The sequence below is a fragment of the Paraburkholderia sp. BL21I4N1 genome (assembly GCF_002973525.1).
Classification (GTDB): domain Bacteria; phylum Pseudomonadota; class Gammaproteobacteria; order Burkholderiales; family Burkholderiaceae; genus Paraburkholderia.
The window spans coordinates 1-20,888 of sequence record NZ_PVEN01000005.1; the positions used below are offsets into that span (position 1 = coordinate 1).

Consider the following 20,888-nt stretch of genomic DNA (forward strand, 5'->3'; position numbering starts at 1 on the left):
GTTTCGATCCTGCTGCCTTTGACCTCCAGAGCGTCAACGAACGCCTCTTCGAGATCAAATTCTGATCGTCAAGACGGCCGTCAAATGTCGCTTACTCTCTGTCGACGGGCCTGAATTCCCTTTCCACCTCGACGTCGACGGGTATCAGCACGGCGCAAAGTGGCGTGGCTTCGTTGTCGACAGGCGTGAGTTCGCTTTCGACCGGGTTGAGCACCACCAATAGCAATGTGGCGTCGCTTTCGACTTCAACCTCGACGGGTATCAGCACGGCACAAAGCGGTGTGACCTCGTTGTCGACTGGTGTAAGTTCGCTCTCGACCGGCCTGAGCACCACCAACAGCAACGTAGCGTCGCTGTCGACTTCGACGTCGACGGGCATCAGCACGGCGCAAAGTGGTGTGATCTCGCTGTCAACGGGCGTGAGTTCGCTGTCGACCGGCTTGAGTACCACCAACAGCAATGTGGCGTCGCTCTCAACCTCGACCTCAACGGGCATTAGCACAGCGCAAAGCGGCGTGACCTCGCTGTCCACCGGCCTGAGCACGACCAACAGCAATGTGGCGTCGCTGTCGACCTCGACCTCCACTGGCATCAGCACGGCACAAAGTGGTGTGGCCTCGTTGTCGACAGGCGTGAGTTCGCTTTCGACCGGCTTGAGCACCACCAACAGCAATATGACGTCGCTGTCGACTTCAGCCTCGACGGGCATCAGCACGGCACAAAGCGGTGTGGCCTCGTTGTCGACTGGTGTGAGTTCGCTCTCGACCGGCCTGAGCACCACCAATAGCAACGTAGCGTCGCTGTCGACTTCGACCTCGACGGGTATCAGCACGGCGCAAAGTGGTGTGATCTCGCTGTCAACGGGCGTGAGTTCGCTGTCGACCGGCTTGAGTACCACCAACAGCAATGTGGCGTCGCTGTCGACTTCAACCTCGACGGGTATCAGCTCCGCACAAAGCGGTGTGACCTCGTTGTCGACGGGCGTGAGTTCGCTGTCGACTGGTTTGAGCACGACCAACAGCAACGTGGCATCGCTTTCAACCTCGACCTCGACTGGCATCAGCACGGCGCAGAGCGGCGTGACCTCGCTGTCCACCGGCCTGAGCACGACCAACAGCAACGTGGCATCGCTGTCGACTTCAACCTCGACGGGTATCAGCACGGCACAAAGCGGTGTGACCTCGTTGTCGACCGGTGTAAGTTCGCTCTCGACCGGCCTGAGCACCACCAACAGCAACGTAGCGTCGCTGTCGACTTCGACGTCGACGGGTATCAGCACGGCGCAAAGTGGTGTGACCTCGCTGTCAACGGGCGTGAGTTCGCTGTCGACCGGCTTGAGTACCACCAACAGCAATGTGGCGTCGCTCTCAACCTCGACCTCAACGGGCATTAGCACAGCGCAAAGCGGCGTGACTTCGCTGTCCACCGGCCTGAGCACGACCAACAGCAATGTGACATCGCTGTCGACCTCGACCTCCACTGGCATCAGCACGGCACAAAGTGGTGTGGCCTCGTTGTCGACAGGCGTGAGTTCGCTTTCGACCGGCCTGAGCACCACCAATAGCAATGTGGCGTCGCTGTCGACTTCCGCCTCGACGGGCATCAGCACGGCACAGAGCGGTGTCACCTCGTTGTCGACGGGGGTGAGTTCGCTGTCGACCGGCTTGAGCACCACCAACAGCAATATGACGTCGCTGTCGACTTCAGCCTCGACGGGCATCAGCACGGCGCAAAGCGGTGTGATCTCGCTGTCAACGGGCGTGAGTTCGCTGTCGACCGGCTTGAGTACCACCAACAGCAATGTGGCGTCGCTCTCAACCTCGACCTCAACGGGCATTAGCACAGCGCAAAGCGGCGTGACCTCGCTGTCCACCGGCCTGAGCACGACCAACAGCAATGTGGCGTCGCTGTCGACTTCGACGTCGACGGGCATTAGCACGGCACAAAGCGGTGTGACCTCATTGTCGACGGGTGTAAGTTCGCTCTCGACCGGCCTGAGTACCACCAACAGCAATGTGACATCGCTGTCGACTTCAACCTCGACGGGTATCAGCACGGCGCAAAGCGGCGTGACCTCGTTGTCGACGGGCGTGAGTTCACTCTCGACCGGTCTGAGCACGACCAACAGCAACGTGACGTCACTGTCGACCTCGACGTCGACCGGCCTCAGCACGGCGCAAAGCAGTGTGAGCTCATTGTCAACGGGCGTAAGTTCGCTCTCGACCGGCCTGAGCACGACCAACAGCAATGTGACTTCGCTGTCGACCTCCACCTCAACCGGCATCGCTTCGCTGTCGACAGGAATTGCTAACGCTGTTCAATACGACGACGCGTCGCATACGAAGGTCACGCTCGGCGGTGCAGGTTCGACCACGCCGGTCACGCTGACCAACATTGCCGCCGGCACGAACCCGACCGATGCGGTCAATTTCGGACAGTTGACCTCGTTGTCCACCTCGACCTCGACCGGTATCAGCACGGTGCAGAGCGGCGTGACCTCGCTGTCCACCGGCCTGAGCACCACGAACAGCAACGTGACCTCGCTCTCGACTTCGACCTCGACCGGCATCAGCACCGCGCAGAGCGGACTGACGTCTCTGTCCACCGGCCTGAGCACCACCAACAGCAACGTAACCGCGCTGTCCACCTCCACCTCGACGGGCATCGCTTCGTTGTCGACGGGAGTGGCGAACTCGATTCAATACGACAACACATCGCATACGAAGGTCACGCTCGGCGGCGCAGGTTCGACCACGCCGGTCACGCTGACCAACGTTGCCGCCGGCACGAACCCGACCGATGCGGTCAATTTCGGGCAATTGACCTCGCTGTCCACCTCCACCTCGACAGGCATCAATACGCTGTCGACCGGCCTGAGCACCACCAACAGCAATGTGACCTCGCTGTCCACGTCGACCTCGACGGGCATCGCCACGATTCAGAGCGGCATGACGTCGCTGTCCACCGGGCTGAGCACCACCAACAGCAACGTCGCATCGCTGTCGACCGGCCTCACCACCGCCACCAGCAGTGTCAGCGCGCTGTCGACCGGCATCGCCGCCGGCACAGTGGGCCTCGTGCAGCAGGTAGGCGGCGCACCGGGTAACGGTGTGCTCACGGTGGGCGCAAATACGGGCGGCACCAGCGTCGACTTCGCCGGGACCGCGGGTGCGCGTCAGCTCTCCGGTGTCGCCGCCGGCACGGCGCCGACCGATGCGGTGAACGTGAGCCAGTTGCAGGCGGTGGCCTCGGTGGCGAGCGGCGCGGTGCTGTACAACAACGCCGCACACACGAGTGTCACGCTCGGCGGTGTGGGCGCAGGCTCGGCGGTCGCACTCACCAATGTCGCGGCGGGGACGATCTCCGCGAACAGCACCGATGCGGTCAACGGTAGTCAGCTGTTCGCGCTCGAAACGCAGGTGAATACGCTCACCGGTTACTCGATCGGCAGCGGTTCACTCGGTAGCCAGACGGCAACGGGACCGCAAACGGCGTCGAGTTCGCCGTACGTCGCGGTGAATTCGACCGGCAGCGCCGCAAGCGCGACGGGCACGGAGTCGGTGGCGGTCGGCGGCAATTCGACCGCGAGTTCGAGTAACAGCGTTGCGGTGGGCTCGGGCGCGAAGTCGACCGGCGCGAGTTCGACCGCGATCGGCTCGAACGCCTCGGCGTCCGCACCGAACTCGGTGGCGCTCGGGGCCGGCTCGATCGCCGACCAGCCGAACTCGGTGTCGGTGGGTTCGCCGGGCAATGAACGCACCATTACCAATGTGGCACCGGGCGTGAATCCAACCGACGCGGTCAACATGCAGCAGTTGAACTCGGTTCAGCAAGGTGTGAACGCCGTGGCACGCCAGGCATATTCCGGCATCGCGGGTGCAACCGCCTTGACGATGATTCCGGATGTCGATCCCGGCAAGACGCTGGCGGTCGGGATTGGCTCGGGTAACTACATGGGCTACTCGGCGGTGGCGATCGGCTTCTCGGCGCGCATTACCGACAATCTGAAGGTGAAGGGCGGTGTCAGTACCAGCGCCTCGGGTACGGTCTACGGCGCCGGTATCGGCTATCAGTGGTAACGCGAAAACCCGTGCGATGAAGGAGCGGCCATGAGTGTCCTGGATTACACCGATCGTTTTGTTACCAACCTGTTGGTGGGGGCACTCGTGACCTGCTGGACGATGTCGGCAGTCGACTACTTCGACTGGTTCGACGATGCGGCCGCCGGCCTCGAGCCTGAAGTCGTGCAGGTGTGTCTGGCCGCGGTACTGGTGACGGCGCTTCTGTTCGTCTTGCCGTGGCTGTGGCATGCGCTGGCACGCTACCGGCGCGCGCCTTTCGGCGTGACGCAAGGGTGTGCCGGGGCGTGCCCGGGTCGGGTGACGGGCATGGCGTTCGGCCTGTTCGCCGCCGTGTCGATCCTCGCGCAGATGAGGTAAGCAGGGTGCCAATGCAACAACTAGACTGGATAAACAAGGCATCCCGAGCGCTCAAGGGCCGGCATGTCGAGGGATCGATCGCAACGGGTCGTGAAATAGCGTCGATGTCTCTGTCGGTCGCGGCGGATCGGGTTGGACACCTTCGCCGCGAGCGAAGGTTCGTCACATTGCATAGAGGTTGAATCGTGCGAATCGGAATTTCTGTCGTGACGCATGCCGGCCAGAATATCTGGCAGAACGGCCTGGGTCAGAACGTCATCTTTCTTGCTGAGTTGTTTCAGCGCCTGCCGTTCGTGCAGTCGGTGGTGCTGATCGACGTCGGCGATCAGGGCGTCATGCCGGCCCAGGTCGATCTGGCCGCGCGCAATCTGCGTTTGATGAGGACGCACGAGGCGACCGACCAGGTGGACGTGATCGTCGAAATGGGGGGCGCGCTCGATATCGAATGGCTAGACCTGATGCGCGCACGCGGCAAGAAAGTCGCGTTCTACTGCTGCGGCCAGCCGTATGTGGGTCTCGCCGAGCCGGCAGTGTTCTCGAAACCGACACATGCATCGCGGCCCGATCGTTGCGACGAAGTCTGGTATCTGCCGAAGGACGCTGCATTCGCGCCGATGATGCGCATGCTGCATCGCTGCGAGGTACATGAAGCGCCGTTCGTCTGGCATCCGCAGTTTATCCAGCAACGTATGCAGGAGGTCGAGGCGCTCGGCATGCGCTACGGCTACGCGGCGCACGACACGACGACCGCCGGCGCACGTCGCGGCCTGCGCGTGGCGATTTTCGAGCCGAACATTTCAGTCGTGAAGACCTCGCTCGTGCCGATGCTCGTCTGTGACGAGGCCTATCGGGCCGATCCCGGCGCGGTGGAAACCATGCATGTGCTGAACACGCTGCATCTGAAAGACCATCCCACCATGCTGTATCTGGCCAATTCGCTGGATCTCGTGCGCGAGCATAAAGCCACGTTTCATGGCCGACACGACATTGTCGGCTTCATGGTGCAGCACGCCGATGCCATCGTGTCGCATCAATGGCAAAACGATCAGAACTATGGCTATCTCGATGCGCTGTACGGCGACTATCCGCTGGTTCATAACTCGCCCTGGCTCAGGGACGCGGGTTACTACTATCGCGGTTTCGACGCGCGCGCGGGCGCCGCGCAATTGCAGCACGCGGCGGTGGGTCATGCGAGCGGTCTCGACGATTACCGTGCCCGCTCGCAACGGCTGTTCGCCGAGGTCGATCCGTTCAGTCAGCACAATCTCGACGCCTACGCGGACCGGCTTTTGCATCTGTGCCGAGACGCGAAATTTGTCCATCGTGCGAGTCACTCATGAACGTTAAACCAGGCCCGCAATCCCAGCCCCGAAAACTGCGCGTGGGTGTGTCGATCTTCGTGCGCAAGGGCGAGCAATCGGTATGGGAAAACGGCATTTACCAGAACTGCATTTTTCTGGTGATGCTGCTGATGCGCTCGCCGCTCGTCGAAGCGACCTATCTGGTCGCGGGCGGCGGCGATGGCCAGCCCGAGGACGCGCGAAATTTTCTGGCGGATTCACCGGTGCCGTTGATCGATATGGACACGGCGGCAAACACGCTCGACGTAATGATAGAGATGAGCGCACAGTTGGCGCGCGAATGGGTCGTGGCGTTTCGCGAGCGCGGCGGCAAGGTCGTGTCGATGCGAGTGGGCAACGACTATGTGATCGACATCGAGCGCATGATTTTCGATAAGCCGCATGGATTACTGGTCACCGCCGCGCCGTATCACGAGGTCTGGACGCTGCCCGAATACGAGAACACCTGTGTGCCGTATTACGCCAGCACCGCCCGCTGCCCCGTGCGCACGATGCCGCATCTATGGAGTCCGGTGGTACTGGAGCGCGAAGTGGCGCGTCTGCCGGACGGCCTGAGCTTCGGCTACCGGCCGGGCCGCCACCGTTGGCGGGCCGGCATATTCGAGCCCAACATCTGCATGGTGAAGACGAGCTTCATTCCGCTGCTGACCTGCGAGGCGGCGCATCGCGCCGATCCCGACATGCTTGAACGCGTTTGGGCGTACAACACGTTCCATCTGAAAGAGCACGTGAGTTTCAACGGCTTCGCTCGCAGTCTGGATATCGTCAAGCACGGTCTGAGTTCGTTCGAAGGGCGCTTTCCGCTCTGCCGCGTGGTGGCGGAGCAGGTCGATGTCGTCGTGAGCCACCATTGGGAGAACGCGCAGAACTATGTCTACTACGAAGCGCTGTACGGCGGCTACCCGCTGGTTCACAACTCGCATCTGATCGGCGAGTGCGGATATCGCTATCACGACTTCGATTGCGAGGAGGGCGGCCGGGCCCTGCAGCGGGCCTACGCGGAGCATGACACCCATCTCGACGCGTACCGGCGCACGGCCAATGACTTCCTGCACGGACTCCATCCCGAGAACGAGAACAACGTGCGGATTTACAGCGATGCGCTTGCGGCGCTCTATGAACATGCCTAAGTGGAGTGCGACATGAATGGGCTACGCATCGGCATTACGATCGGATTACATCATGCGGGTGAAACGTTGTGGAACAACGGCATCAAGCAGAACGCCGTGTTCCTCGCCGAGGCGCTGCGGCATTGTCCGCAGGTGGCCAGCGTCGCGTTGGTCAATACGACGGCAGTGGCGGTTACGTCGGCGTTGCCGTGGGATCTCTCCCGCTATCCCACGATGAGCTTCGACACCGCGAAAGACGTCGTGGATGTGCTGATCGAACTCGGCGGCCAGATCGACGGCGCGCAGACCGATTACCTGAAACAGCGCGGCGTGCGGCTGGTCTCCTACTGCTGCGGCTTCGAATACGTCCACGCGATGGAATCCGTGCTGTTTCGCCGACCGCTGTGGGGCGAGCACCTGTTCGTCAACCAGCGCTACGACGCCCTCTGGGTCATTCCGCAGGTTGCCAGTATCAGCCAGTCCTACTTCGAGGTCTTGCGGCGTCAAATCGCTCGCGTCGTACCGTTCGTGTGGAGCCCAATGTTTCTCGACGAGCGCGTCGCCGCGCTTGCGCATGCCGGCGAATACCACGTCCGGCCCGGCGCTAAACGCCTGACCGTGATGGAACCGAACCTCAATATCGTGAAGTTCTGTCTGTACCCGACGCTGATCGCCGAATTGGCCTACCGCGAGCGACCCGAGAGCATCGCCATGCTGCAAGTGACCAACGCGGACACGATTGCGAAAGAAAGTCTCGAGTTCATCACATTGATGAACCAGCTCGATATCGTGAAGGAGCACAAGGCGGTCTTTCTCGGCCGTCGCGATACGCCGACATTCCTGGCCGAGCAGACCGATATCGTCATTTCGCACCAGCTTGAAAATCCACTCAATTACTTCTACCTGGAAGTGTGCTGGCAGGGTTATCCATTAGTCCATAACGCACCGCTTTGCGACGATCTTGGCTACTACTATCGCGACAACGACGCCGAAGACGGCGCGCGGCGCGTCATCGAAATCATCGACACGCACGATGCGCAGGCTTCGGCGTATCGGGTGCGGCAGCGGGCGCTGATCGACCGGTACTTGCCGGATAACGAACACCTGATTGCGACATACGCCGCGCTACTCGACGAATTGATGACACGAGCGATTCGCTGAAAGAGGCCTGTTAATTGCGCCCCATCGGAAGCGGACTTCGATGCAGCCCTTTTATCGCGCCAGACGCATGACGTGCTGGGCTCGTGCTTCAGGGCAGACGCCCCCCACCCAGTCACGCCCTGCCCCCCCAACAGGGGGGCTGTTTTGCCACACGCCAGCGTTTATCGTTATTTCACAAAAGTTCACTAGAACCATGCGCGGCGGATGCATCGAGCGCGCAAACCCGATCACTGCCGATTCCGAGCCTTGCAAGTCCCTTTCGCGCTTGCCTGAATCGACCATTCGCAGGGTCTCAATCCCAATCCTGCAGTCTTTCGCCCGCTCTGTCGGGCGTTGGATTCGCCGGTACGCAAGCTAGAAAGTAGAAGGTGAGACGTGAATATTCTTTTGGTGGAAGACGATCCGGCGCAAGCTGACGCCGTGGTACGAGTCATGCAGCAATCCGGGCACATCATCAACAAGATCGATCGCGGCGAGAGTGCAATACGCTTTCTCAAGGCGAACGAGGTCGATCTCGTGGTGCTCGACTGGCAGTTACCGGGAATGACCGGCTTCGACGTGCTGCAGTGGATTCGCCGCAACCTGGGTTCCGAACCCGCGGTGCTGTTCGTCACGAGCAGGATGCTGGAGGTCGACATCGTGCAGGCGCTCGAGGCCGGCGCGGACGACTATGTCGTCAAGCCGTTCAGGACGATCGAACTGGTGGCCCGGATCGGCGCGCTGCTGCGTCGCATTTCGCGCGCGGAGAAGATCGACAACACGCTGACGGTTGGGCCGTATGTTCTCGATACGGTGCGGCGCAGCCTCTCGCTGCATGGCAAAACAGTCGTGCTGACGGCCAAGGAATTCGATGTGGCGGCGTACCTCTTCGCCAACGTCGGGCGAGTGGTGTCCAAACATCTATTGACGAAGCTTGCGTGGGGGCGTGAACTGGACAGTAGTTCTCGCACGGTCGATACCCACATCTACCGGCTTCGGCGAAAGCTCTCGCTGCGTCCGGAAAATGGCGTGCTTCTCAGTACGGTCTATACCCACGGATGGCGGTTGAACGAAGTGGCGTCGACTAACGCGACGAGCGAGGCATCAAGCGACGCATCGAGCTATCCGGCGGCGGAAGATCACGTCGGGTAGCGTCCTGGCGTCACTCAGGGGCGCGTCGATCCGCGGCGACTCTGTGTCCGAGAGCCGTCTGCACCGCTTCGATACGTGAACTGACGTCGAGCTTGTCGAAGATGTTCTTCAGATGCCATTTGATCGTCTCGGGCGCCACCTTCATCAAGCGGCCGATTTCCTTGTTCGACAGGCCGCGCGCAACGTAGTGGAGCACCTCGAGTTCCCTGGTGCTGAGCATGGCCCCCGCCGCCGTGACCACCGAGGTCGGCAAGAGCGATGCGGGGGCGGCATCGACCTTGTGGAACGCCGACAGCAAACGGTCGGCGTAGGTGGTTTCGTCGCTGGACGCGTTCCCCGGATCCCGGCGAAACCTTTGTAATAGCGCACGAACCTTGGGCCCTTCGTCGACGAAGCTGGTAATGATGCCGATCGGCTCGCCGAGGCGCAGCGCACGCCTGAGCGTGACGAGCGCCTGATCGGCGGCGCCGCATTGTTCGAATGCGACGGCGAGCAGCAGGGAAATGACGGCTTCCTGATAACGCCAGCCCATGCCGGCCACGGTATCGAGCGAACGCGCCAGAAAGTTGACCGCTTGATCGGGGAGGTTTTCAGCGAGCAGAACGCGGGCGTTCAGGATCGAGTAGCTAGTCCAGGTTTCCACCGCGGACCCCGGCCGCGTCTCGTGCGGGGTCAGCAAGCTCGCGCTGAGGTCATTCGCAATCCGCCGTGCCTCGACGAGATTTCCGCCTTCGATGAGCAATCGCACTGTCTCCACGTCGCATGCCAACTTCAGACGCGACCACTGGCGAGTGATGGCGACCTGCCGACCATCTTCGAGAACGGCCAGCGCCGAACCCGTCTCGCCTTCACGCCACAAAAGACGTGACGCGGCAAAGGTATGTCGTATCAGCGAACCGACCGGGCAGGCCTCCAATGCAACAGCCGTACGACCGGATATCATCTCCCGTGTTCGCTCGAGTTCATTGCATTCGTAGTAGATCGTCGAGAGGCAACAGGATAACGCCACTGTGCATGCCGCCGAACGACCCAGCAGTTTTTCCGCTTTCGGGAGCGCCATTTCGAGTGTGCGTCGGGCTTCCGGGAAGTCGCCGTGTATTAGTGCGGCAAGACCGAACATGCAATTTCGAACCATATCGGAGTAGCTCGCATCCGGACTCTGTTCCATCCGATTTTTCGCGACGTTCCTGATCCGTAGAATCTCGTCGAACTTTCCTCGATACATCAAGCCATAGAACTGCATTGTTTGCGCGCAGCGCTTGACCCACGGCGCCACCGGCGCGGTCGAGGCATCCGCGGTGCGCCCGAGTTCAAGGGCACGTTCGCTGTCGTCCGTAATGGCGGCGATCAGGGCGCCGACCGCGTTCGCCTCCGTCAGGGTGCCGTCGTCGATCGAGCCGCTATCGTCACTAAGCATCCGCTCGATGTCGCCTGTCACAGAAGACATTTCTCTGACTGCGTGGGTGATCTGAAGCGACAGCCCGAGTGCCCATGCTTTCGCGAGACGCAAGCGCAACCGTCCTTGCAAGACCTCCGGGGGCAGTCTGCCGATCCAGGCGAGCAAGGTATGCGGGTCGCCACGCTCGAGCATTTCCATGGCGCAATGCTCGACCCACTGCGCAGCCAGTTCCAGTTCGCCGGCAGCCAACGCATGCCTGACCGCCTCGGGCCAGAGATTAGCCTGCGCAAACCATCGGCATGCGCGACCGTGCAACAGAGGGACTTCGTGCGGCATCTGGCGAATCAACCGGCGCCGAAGCGCGTCGGACAGCAGCGCGTGATAGCGGTACCACTCGTGCCTTTCGTCGAGCCGCCGAATGAACACATTGTGCCGTTCGAGCCAGTCAAGCTTGCTTGCGCTTGCGCGTCGTCCCCCCATCACCGCGTCGCATACGGCGGGAGAAAGACGTTCGAGTATTGACGTGTTCAGCAGGAATTTCAGCACCGACGGCGGCAAGTGGGCAAGCACGGTATCGTTCAGGTATCGATCAATGCCGGCGCCGGTTCTGACAAAGTGATCGGCGACTTTAGCCGCGTCGCCCGCTTGACCCAACGCAAGGGACGCCAGTTGTAAGCCCGCCACCCATCCTTCGGTCGCCTCGTTCAATAACCGGACGCTGGTTCGGTCGAGCGAGCGCGTGCCGGTCTGGTCGAAAAACGTTTGGGCGTCGTCGATCGAAAAACGCAGATCGTCGATGTTGATGCGCGTTAAGCTTTCCGGCGCTCTGTATTGTCCGGGCATCAATGTAGTCTCACCGCGCGCGCCGAGCAGAACGTGCAGGTTATTGGGCGCATAGCGTAGCAGGCGGGAGACAATCGCCACGACGGGTTTGGCGGTGAGGCGATCGGCGTCGTCGAGGATAAGGAAGACGTTTCGTCCACACGCGGCGATGCCATTCAGGAGCACCGATATGACGGTTTGGATCGGGGTCAACGCATCGTAATTCAGGAGTTGTTGCGCCTGGCCGGCGATGTCCTCCGACGCTCGGGCAAGTGCCGCCACCAGGTAGGCGCCTAGCTGGTGCGGATTGTCGTCCTCTTCGTCGAGACTGAGCCAGGCCACCGCATGTTCCTGCTCCGACAGCGCTTCGGTCCAACCGGCCAGGAGTGTCGTTTTGCCGAAACCCGCGGGCGCAGTCACGACGGTGACGCTGCGAGTCCGGCGCTGTCCGCTGAGCCGATCGAGCAACGCGAGCCGTGACACGCAGTTCTGTGGAAGGCGAGGTGGAACCATTTTGGTCTGGATCAGCGACACGTTCCACGTGCGCCCAAAATTGTCTGTAGATACTTCCATACTTGTCTCCACCAGCCCATCCCACGAACGTCCACACGTTATCCGGTGTGAATGTTATGCAAGTTACTCAGTATCTTAGTCTCTGGAATGCGTATCCGGCATCGATCGGCCCAATCATCCAGAAGCGTAGCGCACCGACTGAGCGCTCGCCGATTTGCCAAATGTTCACGGTGTGACCATGCGGCCGCTGATATCGTCGAAGTCGCCTGAAAATCAAACCGCGTCTGATGATGCAGCAGGGCATCTAAGCGCGCACAAAAATTCAATGCCAGAGGTCGCAAATTAGCGGATGTTGACCATTGTTTCCCTTACCCGAACCGGACGTGTGCTGCCCTCGGTGTGGCCGCTCGATTGTCTGCCCACGTCTGTCCATGCGTGGCGAAGGTTGCCACCGCATGTCAGCCTTCGTGCGGAGCGAGATGCGCCTTACGCGTCGGTTCAGACACTGTGCTGGGAACCGCGCCGCATGGTGCCGATTGTTGCGCCTGCAACTACGTTGACGGTACCGCGCTTGGTGCTGCGAACATTTGATGTTCCGCCTGATGCGCCAACGGTGTCTAGCCGTTCGCCAGTGAAGTGGCGTTTGATAGCCGGTGGTGTTTTTCTGATTGGGGGGGCGGCGATGTACGGCTGGCTTGAGCCGGGTTATTCACCGCTACGACCCAACACGTCGCCCGTCGAAAGCGCCAATAGCGCCAGCGTGCCATCGCACACGACGCCGCACGCTTTGGTGTTCCGGATTGAATCCGTGCCCGTGCCAGCCGTCAAAAAGACGAGAGCGGTCTTTGGTGAGCAGAAGCGCGTCGGCAAAGCGGTACTTCCGGTTTCGCATGCGCATCCATACCACCATCCGCAAGCGCCGAAACTCGCGAGGCGGCTAACCGCGTTGCTCTCATCGCGCCCGGCTTCGCGGCCCACGCCTGTTGCAACTAGCGGTCCGCTCGATAGTGTGCCGGCACGACAGGTAATGACCCTGCCCAATAGAGATGCCGCCGACTGGATGAGTCACATGACACAGCGCCGCATCACAGAGGTCGCCGAGAAGTTCTCCCAATAGCCGGGCGTTGGCCGGATCGACTCGACCGTCCGGTCATTACGGTTGTGCCAGAACAAACGCGATACGGCGATTGGCAAAGCGCCCGCTTGCCGTGGCGTTGCTGGCGATGGGGCTGGCCGCGCCATAGCCTCTGGCCGTCAACAAATCCGGTTTCACGCCCGTCTCCATCATGAACGCACGCACCGAGTCGGCACGTTTCTGGGAAAGCGCCAGGTTGGCCCGCTCGTCGCCCGCGTTGTCGGAAAACGCCTCGATATTCAACGGCACGGGATGCCCGCCGTCTGAACAGGCTTTGAGAAGTTGTGCCGTTTCGGCGAGGTTTTCCCGGGCGGAGGAGGGAATGTGTCCGCTGGATTCCGCGAAATCCACGACCTGCAAATTCAGAACCTTGATGACATCCGCGCTGGCGCATCCGCCACCTGCATCGAGCATTTTCGCCATCGCGCTCAAGAATGACACGGTCGCTTGATCGACGGCTTGATCGGCTTTGAACTGACCGATCTGCCACGACTGACCGAACACGCTCTGCAGACGTCGTTGCCAGCCAAGCGCCAGGTTCGTCGCCGCGCCGCTTAGCTCGATGTGCGTTCCCTCTATCGCGACCTCCGCGCGAGGTACGGCCATCAAGCGCAGGAGTTCGTCGATATGCGACATCCAGCTGGCTTGTCCTGAACTCAAATCGACCTTCAGTTCAGCAGCGAAGCGGCCCGCGCCGAATTGTCGAGTCAACGCCTCGGCCAGTACGTTCCGCTCGGCGTCGCTACTGACGGTTGCAGTCAAGGTCGGTAAGCCTGCCTGGTTCACACTGAAGGCGAGTTGGCCGTTCCGTGTGGCCAGGTTCGATACGGGATCCGACGCCGACTGCGCGGCCGAAGCCGCGGTTGGCGTCGAGGCGGGCGTGGTCGCGCCTGCCGGCGTGGTCGCCGAAGCGGCGGAGGGAAGCTGCGGCGAGGATGAGCCGATAGGCGGCTGGGCCGGAACCGCAAGCGCGGCGGATGCGGTCGCGGGTATGGCCGGCATAGCGGGCGTAATGACCCCCTCGCTCGACTCACGCAACGACGTTATCCGTTCTACACCCGGCTTGGCGTGAAAATAGCCGTACGTGAAAACCCCGATCAGCACGGCGGACAGCACCGCGAACAGTAACCCGACGAACCTGCGCGAAGACCGCGTACCCGTTGCAGGCGCAACCGTTTCGTGCAAGGAGGAGGGGGCCGTACGCCGGACGACATCCTCTTCTGCATGCGACGGCTGCGTCAGAGTCGTGGATACCCGTTCGAGCCGCCCGAGAATCGAAGCGTTAAAGTTGGCGGCGTTGTCGAATCCGATCGAATCGGCCGTGTCATGGGTCAAGAACTTCGAGACCGCCGGCAGTTGAGCGCCGAGCAGTGCCGGTAGTCCACTCGACGTGCCTTCTTCGAGCAGCACGTGATGTTTCAACACGCCAAACAACACAGCGCCGACCAGCGCGGTCATGACGTGTGCCGCCTGCGGGGGAATACCGGTTTGATTCGATATCGGGTCGCTGGCTACCGCAATACGTCGACCAGTACCGCGCGCAATAAGTGACTCGCCGACGACTTCAAGATCTTTAATACCCGACATGGTGCTGCACTGCTGCGCGAATTGCTCGCCGATACGAGCATTCGAGTCGGCTGACATTACGGCGGAAAATAACCCCGCCACGCCGTTGGGTGTTACCGCGCTAGCCATTAGAGATGCGATCAGGGCAGGGCCGGTATGCGCGACGACCTTCATGAGCAATTCCGCCGGCAGACCAATTTTTTCCGAAAGACCCGGCCAGAGTGACGCGGAAAAGACGTCGTTCACGGATTGGGAAAGATCGATGCTCTTCATTCTTGGCCTCTTCTCATTGCAATGCTTCGAACTTGCCGTCGACAATTCGATTCAGTTGCCCGGTGACTGGACGGTGTGCGGGATTGGGCGGTCCGGACGTGCTGCATAGGCGTCATGAGACTCGGGGCCGCGATCCCGCCATGCCGGATGTCCGTCGGGCTCCTGGCTGTTGTGAAGTCCCGGTCCCGCGTGGTGGCCATCGTCGAAAGGTTGGGCGAAAGCGGCGAACGACGTGGCGAGGAGAGACGCGATCACATGGTTCGCGATCGTTTTTGATTTCATGATGGTTGCTCGAAAGAAGATAGATGGCATGGGAGACCCTTGCCGTAGCGCCTCGATCCGGTAAATAAAAAACGGTCTACCGGGGGATAGACCGTTAACGAAGTACTGCATACCGGCAATGCCGCTCGACAGTCACAATCTCTCGACTGGGACGTGGGTTCTGCGACCCCGGCGACGCACCCACTTTAAACGCCGCGCAATTCGTTGAATGTGAACTTTGGTGAGCTTTAATTAAACGACTCGACTGGTGTCGCGGATTGATTACAGGGCTTAAAAAGCAGATTGAATTGAATCGTGGACGTGATAACTTCCGCGCTGTCTTTGGGTTGGCATGCGTTGCTGCTCATTGGCGCATGCAACCAATCAAGCTTAAATACCCGATATGTACAACCTCCCGCCCATCGCCGGGCACGTTGCCGTTAATGCACGGCAATACAGCGACCAGCGCGTGAATGTCACTCCTGCCAACCAGATCTTCACGACCGGGTGGTCGATATGAACGCACGCGATGTTCTCAAGGGAGCGCTCTGGGTTCTTGGGCTAGTACTGGTCTTGCTGATTCTGGTCTGGTGCGTTCCGCCCGTGTTCTCGCAGACCACGTTCAGGTGATCTCATTCCAGCGAGAGAAGGCGGGCGTGGTTTGTCGATTCAACGGACAGGTTGAAGCTCAACGCGACGGGATGCTCTTGCCCTCGGGCGGCCGCCAGTCGAGTCCGGCGGACTCGTCGGCACTGCGCCGGCGTCGTTGGGACGGCGGGCGTCGAACCGAACGTGCGGCCGCGTCCATGAACCGGACGTGATCGTCGAACAGTTCCCACAGTACATTGCCGAGAAGGCCGCAGCGCAACCAGATCCCGAAGTGCCGATGACAGGTCTTCGCGTTGGGAAATCTGTCGGGTAGATCGGCCCATGGTTTTCCATGGACGAGTTTCCAGAGAATACCGTTCAGGGTCGCGCGTCTATCGGCCGCGGGGCGTCCGCGCGTTTCGGTGCGGGCGTAGAACTGCGTGAACAGCGGCTCGACGTGAGTCCACTGAATATCGGTCACGTCGCCATGTTCCACGCCGGGAATCGCGTCCGATACGTGCAATACGGCCCGCAACGACTGCGGACCGGTGGTTTCCTGTTTCATCGTGCCTGGTGTTCGAAATAGCGGTCCGCGATTAACACAGTCAGTGAAATGCAATTCACTGGCTATCCGGTACGATTTCCACTCGCCGGTTTTTCGCGCGCCCGCTCGGCGTTTCATTCGATGCCACAGGATTCGCCTGGCCATACCCCGTCACGAGGAATTGCCGCGCTCTCAGGCCGTGATCTCTCAGGTACTGCGCGACGCTCAGCGCTCGACGCGTCGACAGCGCCTGGTTATAGGCGGCGCTTCCAGTCGAATCCGTGTAGCCGTTCACGGCGACCGTATTAAGCGTCGCGCCCACCGCTGCATTGATCAGCGCGTCGAGACGGTTGCGCGCATCCGACGTCAGCGTGGCCTTATCCAGATCGAAACTGGCGTCGCCATTCAACGAGACTTTTTGTGGTGCCGGCGGAGTAGGGGAAGCCGTTGGCGCTGCCGGTTGCGCGACCGGCGCCGCGGGAGCGACGACAGGCGCTGCTTGCGTGACAGGTGTCGGGACACACTGGAACATCAGGGTGTGCACGTCGCGCTGGCTGCCGGCAGCCGCGAGCGGCGAAATTTCGCGGAACGGGTGCACGGGTCGATTACCGCAGATTTCACGCGCCTTCGAGTAGCAGGTGTTCGAACTGTCGAAAAGCCCATTGCAATTGACCTGGAATGCCTTTTCGTTATTCGGCAGGGCGATCGTGTAGGCGCTAAATGTGGGTCCCGACGCGGCGGAACATCCCGCAAGCGTACCCGCGGCCAACAGCATCAATCCGAGTTTCCGTGTCATTTCAACCCTGCTCGTCGTAGTCAATTTCATCGCCATTTATCGTCTCTTCGAAAAGTCACGCACGCGTGCCTCGTTGCACGCTTAAAGGATTGCAATCCTCATGCTGCAACGCAGAGTTGATGCTAGCGATTCCACAGACGTCGAATGTCACAGAATGTCGACTGATGCGGCCATCCGACGTGCGCCGACCGAAATAAAACCCGGGTACGCCATGCAGGCAATGAAGTGACATTTGTTCGCAACGTCGCGACTCTTCGGGTCGTAAGATCGTTTTTGATGATGCCGTTCCTCGGCGGCAGCCATCGCTCTCGTTGGACGAAGTATTTCCGTCAAGCGCGCCGATCCCTCTCTCCGTCGGCGCGCCTTTTTTTGTTTTTCCCTCGATGCGAGGCAAGCGTGCTCGCCTTGGGGCGACGGCCGAAGTGGGTTATTTGCCACCGCTCCGCTCTTGCGAGGTAATGGCTACGACGCCATGATCGAATTTCTGAGCCCTTGCGCCATGCCCGAACTTCTCCCGGTATGCGGCCGGACTCGTGAGCGCGATACGTCGGAAGTGCCGGCGCATTGATTCCTCCGAGCCGAACCCCGCCAACTCGGCGATGCGGCCAATCGGCAAGGGCGTTTGCGCTTCGAGCATCTCACGGGCCACCGCCACGCGTTCACGCACAAGCCATTCGTACGGTGCCATGCCGGCGGTGTCATGAAATTGCCGTTGCAACGTACGCGGGCTCATCGCAGCCCGTTCTGCCAGCGAGCGCAGCGTGTGCGGCAAAGCAGGGTGCTGGCGCACCCAGTCCATCAACTTCGCCAGACGTCCGCTCTCGTCCCGCGGCATGGGACGCGGCACAAACTGCGCCTGACCGCCTTCCCGATGGGGCGCCACCACGAGCCTCTGTGCGACCCGATTCGCCACCGCGCTACCGTAATCGCGTCGCACCAGATGAAGCAGCATGTCCAGCCCCGCAGCCGAGCCCGCCGACGTGATGATCTGTCCTTCGTCGACATACAGCGCATCGGACTGCACGCGCACTAGCGGGTAGCGCTGCTGCAGTTTCGTCGCGTATCGCCAGTGGGTTGTGACGGTTTTGCCGTCGAGCACGCCAGCCGCTGCCAGTACGAACACGCCGGAGCAAATCGAGCAAAGACGCGCGCCCCGCTGGTAGGCAGCGCGGATCTTCTTTAGTAGCGCGTCGGGCGGCAATTCGTCCGCGTCGCGCCAGCCGGGCACCACGATCGTATCCGCGAGCCCGAGCAGCTTGAGCGTGTAGGGCGCGGCGACCGTGATGCCGCCTGCGGCGCGGAGCGGTCCGGGCTCGCTCGCGCAAACCGCGAACCGATACCAGTCGACACCGAGCTCCGGACGTTCGAGCGCGAACAGTTCGGTCACGCAGCCGAATTCGAAAGTACAGAGCCGGTCGTAGACCAGTGCGACGACGAGATGATTGTCCATGGCGCGATGTTACTGGAGATTGACGATTACGCCACTTATGCGGTTCGCGACCCGACGCCAGAATGAGGCTCCTGGATCACTTTGCCAGGGCCATGTTCATCGGAGCACTCATGCAGGATTCAAACATGCTGACTACCAACGCCGTCACCGCCGTTCCCGCCGCCGATAGCGCGGCCGCGCTTGCTCACTTCCGCGCGACGCTGCAATTCGAAACCGATTGCTCCGATATCGCCAGCGCGCTCGCCAGCGGCGCGCCCGGTTTCGTCCTGCTCGATGTGCGCAGTCCGGCGCTGTTCGCGAAGGGCCATGTGCCGGGCGCGCTCAATCTGCCGCACGGCAAAATAGTCGAGTCGAAGCTGGTGACCTATCCATCCGATACGCTTTTCGTCACGTACTGCGCGGGTCCGCATTGCAACGGGGCGACACGTGGCGCGATACGGCTTGCGCAACTGGGCCGGCCGGTGAAGGTCATGATTGGCGGGATCACGGGATGGCTCGACGAGGGCTGCAGCCTCACGGTGAGCGATGCTGTCGGGTGATCGCGTTGAAGGACGCCAAATGACGGTGCCTTGAAATCGTGATGGGGGAATAGTCACGGCTCCAATTGCGCCGAAGGTCGGCTCCCGATTTGGAGCCGACCGGTGGCTGCGTAGGGTGCCGTTGGACCGCTACGCTACTTCCGGTCGATTGCCACCGTTCCGGCCTTGCGAGGTCGTGGCGGCGAACCGGCGAAACGCGGCCACGCCCAAAATTGCGCGAAATAGGCTATGTCGTAATCGATGCCCGACTCTATTGCATCGTCTTCACGCAGCGCGGCGAAACCTTCCGGGTTATCAGTCTGCGCAAAGCCAACAAGCGGGAGATTGACCGATATAAAAAAGCAACCAGCGTTGATTCGTAACACGCAGGAAGAGGAGGCCGCGATCGCACGCGGCATCGCGGCCGATCCTGACACGTTTGAGCCAACCGACGAGCAGTTCGCGCAGATGAAACGTCGAGGCGACCGGCCGAAGCTCGCCAAGCCGAAAGAGGCCGTTACCGTGCGCTATGACGCCGATATTCTTGAGCGATTCAGGGCCAGCGGCGACGGATGGCAAACACGCATGAACAACGCGCTGCGCGACTGGCTTCAAACGCACCACGTCTGAACGCAGCGAAACGCGATCCGGCTTGCGGGGGCGCTAGACGCCCCTTTCTCTTTTGCCACTGTAAATGCGGACGGCATAACATTGTTTCTCACAAGTTTTTTTGAACATTAGAAATCTCTCCTGTGATAGCGTTCCATCGCCAATTGCCGAATTTCATTCACAGGAGCCGAAATGCCGTTCGACAAATCTGCCGCAGCTCAATATGCAGATATCCACGCCGAGTCACAAAGTACAGGCAACTGCGCGAGATACGTTCGCCTCGCTGTTGAGGCCGGAGGAATATCTCTGCATCACGCACATTTTGCGAAAGACTACGGTCCGTTACTTGAGGCTATGGGTTTTCGTGAAACCAGCCTCGCACCGCAGCAAGGCGACGTAGTTGTGATCCAGCCGGCTCCAGGGCATCCCGCAGGGCACATGGCGATTTTTGACGGTTCGATATGGGTTTCTGATTTCAAACAGACGCATCCCGGTCCGCAAGGGTTTTATCCGGGACCGGCCTATCGACAGGCACACCCGACCTACAAAACCTACCGATACAACTGAGACGGAAGATGAAGAAATTATTGACGCTCGCTGTCTCTCTTGTCCTGCTCATTAGCGCAACGATTTTTCAGCATTCGGCGTTCGCGGATACCTCAACGCCAGGCGACAGTACCAAAGCGTTTTACAGTTGGTATATCAAGGTGCAATCAGGCGCGAAGTATCCGCTACTGGACAAAAACATTTACAGCTACGTGATGAAGGCAACTGTCGACAAGTTGCGGGACGACTATCACCATAACCGCCTGCCCGGCGACAGCGACTATTTCACGAAAGTCCAAGACTACGACGACAAGGACTGGGCGAACAACATCGCGACGCAACCGACACTGATGCTCGGCGATGCGGCTGTTGTTCCTGTGACGTTCGGATCGACGGATAAGGTCAGTGTGCTGGTATTTCTGCGAAAGCAAGGGAGCGCCTGGAAGATCGTCAAGGTTGACGACACGCTCGACTACAAATAGCCCGTCAAGAAAACGGGGGATTTCGAAAGTGAGCATGCAAAAGCCTGCGAATTGCAGGCTTTTTTGCGGGTAGGGCCGCCTACGCAGCCGCAATGCGCTTGGTGCGCGGAATTAGGAAGGCTCTCCGCCCCGTTAGAGCTAAGGCCTGTGCTTTCGTGCATGTAGGCCGGGGGCAATACCGGAAA

At 60.6% G+C, this 20,888-nt stretch carries 16 protein-coding genes and 1 pseudogene; 11 read left to right on the forward strand and 6 right to left on the reverse strand.

Annotation, left to right across the window (positions count from 1 at the left end; translation table 11 throughout):
- Positions 1 to 95 precede the first annotated feature (95 nt).
- From B0G83_RS39575 to B0G83_RS14665, 6 genes and pseudogenes are all read left to right on the forward strand, one after another.
- Positions 96 to 4,079, forward strand: a pseudogene (locus tag B0G83_RS39575) (YadA family autotransporter adhesin); the annotation flags it as partial.
- Between the two features lie 30 nt (positions 4,080 to 4,109).
- Complete coding sequence (locus B0G83_RS14645) at positions 4,110 to 4,439, forward strand: hypothetical protein (RefSeq protein WP_105508130.1); 330 nt, start codon at positions 4,110 to 4,112, stop codon at positions 4,437 to 4,439.
- A 185-nt stretch (positions 4,440 to 4,624) separates the two neighbouring features.
- Positions 4,625 to 5,779 (forward strand): DUF2827 domain-containing protein, encoded by a 1,155-nt coding sequence (locus tag B0G83_RS14650; RefSeq protein ID WP_105508131.1) that lies wholly within the window; start codon positions 4,625 to 4,627, stop codon positions 5,777 to 5,779.
- On the forward strand, positions 5,776 to 6,930 hold the full coding sequence (locus B0G83_RS14655) for a DUF2827 domain-containing protein (protein ID WP_105508132.1): 1,155 nt from the start codon (positions 5,776 to 5,778) through the stop codon (positions 6,928 to 6,930). The genes B0G83_RS14650 and B0G83_RS14655 overlap by 4 nt, the downstream gene beginning before the upstream one ends.
- A gap of 12 nt (positions 6,931 to 6,942) precedes the next feature.
- Complete coding sequence (locus B0G83_RS14660; RefSeq protein WP_105508133.1) at positions 6,943 to 8,070, forward strand: DUF2827 domain-containing protein; 1,128 nt, start codon at positions 6,943 to 6,945, stop codon at positions 8,068 to 8,070.
- Between the two features lie 375 nt (positions 8,071 to 8,445).
- The gene (locus B0G83_RS14665; RefSeq protein WP_105508134.1) at positions 8,446 to 9,201 is read left to right on the forward strand and encodes a response regulator transcription factor; all 756 of its coding nucleotides are present in this window, start codon (positions 8,446 to 8,448) and stop codon (positions 9,199 to 9,201) included.
- Between the two features lie 10 nt (positions 9,202 to 9,211).
- Here B0G83_RS14665 and B0G83_RS14670 read toward each other — a convergent pair whose 3' ends face one another.
- Entirely contained in the window at positions 9,212 to 11,995 is a 2,784-nt protein-coding gene (locus B0G83_RS14670) for a LuxR C-terminal-related transcriptional regulator (RefSeq protein ID WP_105508135.1), read from the reverse strand.
- A gap of 466 nt (positions 11,996 to 12,461) precedes the next feature.
- On the opposite strand from B0G83_RS14670, the gene B0G83_RS38165 reads away from it, so the two are divergent.
- Positions 12,462 to 13,052, forward strand: a complete 591-nt coding sequence (locus B0G83_RS38165) for a hypothetical protein (protein ID WP_146120237.1) — start codon at positions 12,462 to 12,464, stop codon at positions 13,050 to 13,052.
- Positions 13,053 to 13,088: 36 nt separating this feature from the next.
- On the opposite strand, the gene B0G83_RS14675 is transcribed toward B0G83_RS38165, so the two are convergent.
- From B0G83_RS14675 to ftrA, 5 genes are all read right to left on the reverse strand, one after another.
- Entirely contained in the window at positions 13,089 to 14,909 is a 1,821-nt protein-coding gene (locus B0G83_RS14675; RefSeq protein ID WP_105508136.1) for an OmpA family protein, read from the reverse strand.
- 51 nt (positions 14,910 to 14,960) lie between these two features.
- Positions 14,961 to 15,191, reverse strand: coding sequence for a hypothetical protein (locus tag B0G83_RS38170; protein WP_146120238.1), 231 nt, complete (start codon positions 15,189 to 15,191; stop codon positions 14,961 to 14,963).
- 667 nt (positions 15,192 to 15,858) lie between these two features.
- Positions 15,859 to 16,323 carry a transposase gene (locus B0G83_RS14680; RefSeq protein WP_181156875.1) on the reverse strand — a complete coding sequence of 155 codons (465 nt, stop codon included), beginning with the start codon at positions 16,321 to 16,323 and terminating at the stop codon, positions 15,859 to 15,861.
- A 55-nt stretch (positions 16,324 to 16,378) separates the two neighbouring features.
- A complete protein-coding gene (locus tag B0G83_RS14685) occupies positions 16,379 to 17,098 on the reverse strand; it encodes an OmpA family protein (RefSeq protein ID WP_105508138.1) in 720 nt (239 codons plus the stop codon).
- A 427-nt stretch (positions 17,099 to 17,525) separates the two neighbouring features.
- Complete coding sequence (ftrA, locus tag B0G83_RS14690; RefSeq protein WP_105508139.1) at positions 17,526 to 18,548, reverse strand: transcriptional regulator FtrA; 1,023 nt, start codon at positions 18,546 to 18,548, stop codon at positions 17,526 to 17,528.
- A gap of 125 nt (positions 18,549 to 18,673) precedes the next feature.
- Between ftrA and B0G83_RS14695 the strand changes: the two genes are divergently transcribed.
- The 4 genes from B0G83_RS14695 to B0G83_RS14715 all read left to right on the forward strand — a co-directional run bounded on the left by B0G83_RS14695 (position 18,674) and on the right by B0G83_RS14715 (position 20,703).
- A complete protein-coding gene (locus tag B0G83_RS14695; RefSeq protein ID WP_105508511.1) occupies positions 18,674 to 19,087 on the forward strand; it encodes a rhodanese-like domain-containing protein in 414 nt (137 codons plus the stop codon).
- A gap of 333 nt (positions 19,088 to 19,420) precedes the next feature.
- Positions 19,421 to 19,696, forward strand: coding sequence for a BrnA antitoxin family protein (locus tag B0G83_RS14705; protein ID WP_258167918.1), 276 nt, complete (start codon positions 19,421 to 19,423; stop codon positions 19,694 to 19,696).
- 171 nt (positions 19,697 to 19,867) lie between these two features.
- On the forward strand, positions 19,868 to 20,242 hold the full coding sequence (locus tag B0G83_RS14710; protein ID WP_105508141.1) for a CHAP domain-containing protein: 375 nt from the start codon (positions 19,868 to 19,870) through the stop codon (positions 20,240 to 20,242).
- Between the two features lie 8 nt (positions 20,243 to 20,250).
- Positions 20,251 to 20,703 (forward strand): DUF3828 domain-containing protein, encoded by a 453-nt coding sequence (locus tag B0G83_RS14715; RefSeq protein WP_105508142.1) that lies wholly within the window; start codon positions 20,251 to 20,253, stop codon positions 20,701 to 20,703.
- The last annotated feature ends 185 nt before the right edge of the window (positions 20,704 to 20,888 follow it).

Coding starts and splice junctions, on each gene's coding strand:
- B0G83_RS14715 (WP_105508142.1), top strand. CDS start 20,251: ATGAAGAAATTATTGACGCTCGCTGTCTCTCTTGTCCTGCTCATTAGC.
- B0G83_RS14710 (WP_105508141.1), top strand. CDS start 19,868: ATGCCGTTCGACAAATCTGCCGCAGCTCAATATGCAGATATCCACGCC.
- B0G83_RS38165 (WP_146120237.1), top strand. CDS start 12,462: ATGGTGCCGATTGTTGCGCCTGCAACTACGTTGACGGTACCGCGCTTG.
- B0G83_RS14645 (WP_105508130.1), top strand. CDS start 4,110: ATGAGTGTCCTGGATTACACCGATCGTTTTGTTACCAACCTGTTGGTG.
- B0G83_RS14660 (WP_105508133.1), top strand. CDS start 6,943: ATGAATGGGCTACGCATCGGCATTACGATCGGATTACATCATGCGGGT.
- B0G83_RS14680 (WP_181156875.1), bottom strand. CDS start 16,323: ATGAAACAGGAAACCACCGGTCCGCAGTCGTTGCGGGCCGTATTGCAC.
- B0G83_RS14670 (WP_105508135.1), bottom strand. CDS start 11,995: ATGGAAGTATCTACAGACAATTTTGGGCGCACGTGGAACGTGTCGCTG.
- B0G83_RS14675 (WP_105508136.1), bottom strand. CDS start 14,909: ATGAAGAGCATCGATCTTTCCCAATCCGTGAACGACGTCTTTTCCGCG.
- B0G83_RS14695 (WP_105508511.1), top strand. CDS start 18,674: ATGCTGACTACCAACGCCGTCACCGCCGTTCCCGCCGCCGATAGCGCG.
- ftrA (WP_105508139.1), bottom strand. CDS start 18,548: ATGGACAATCATCTCGTCGTCGCACTGGTCTACGACCGGCTCTGTACT.
- B0G83_RS14655 (WP_105508132.1), top strand. CDS start 5,776: ATGAACGTTAAACCAGGCCCGCAATCCCAGCCCCGAAAACTGCGCGTG.
- B0G83_RS38170 (WP_146120238.1), bottom strand. CDS start 15,191: ATGAAATCAAAAACGATCGCGAACCATGTGATCGCGTCTCTCCTCGCC.
- B0G83_RS14685 (WP_105508138.1), bottom strand. CDS start 17,098: ATGACACGGAAACTCGGATTGATGCTGTTGGCCGCGGGTACGCTTGCG.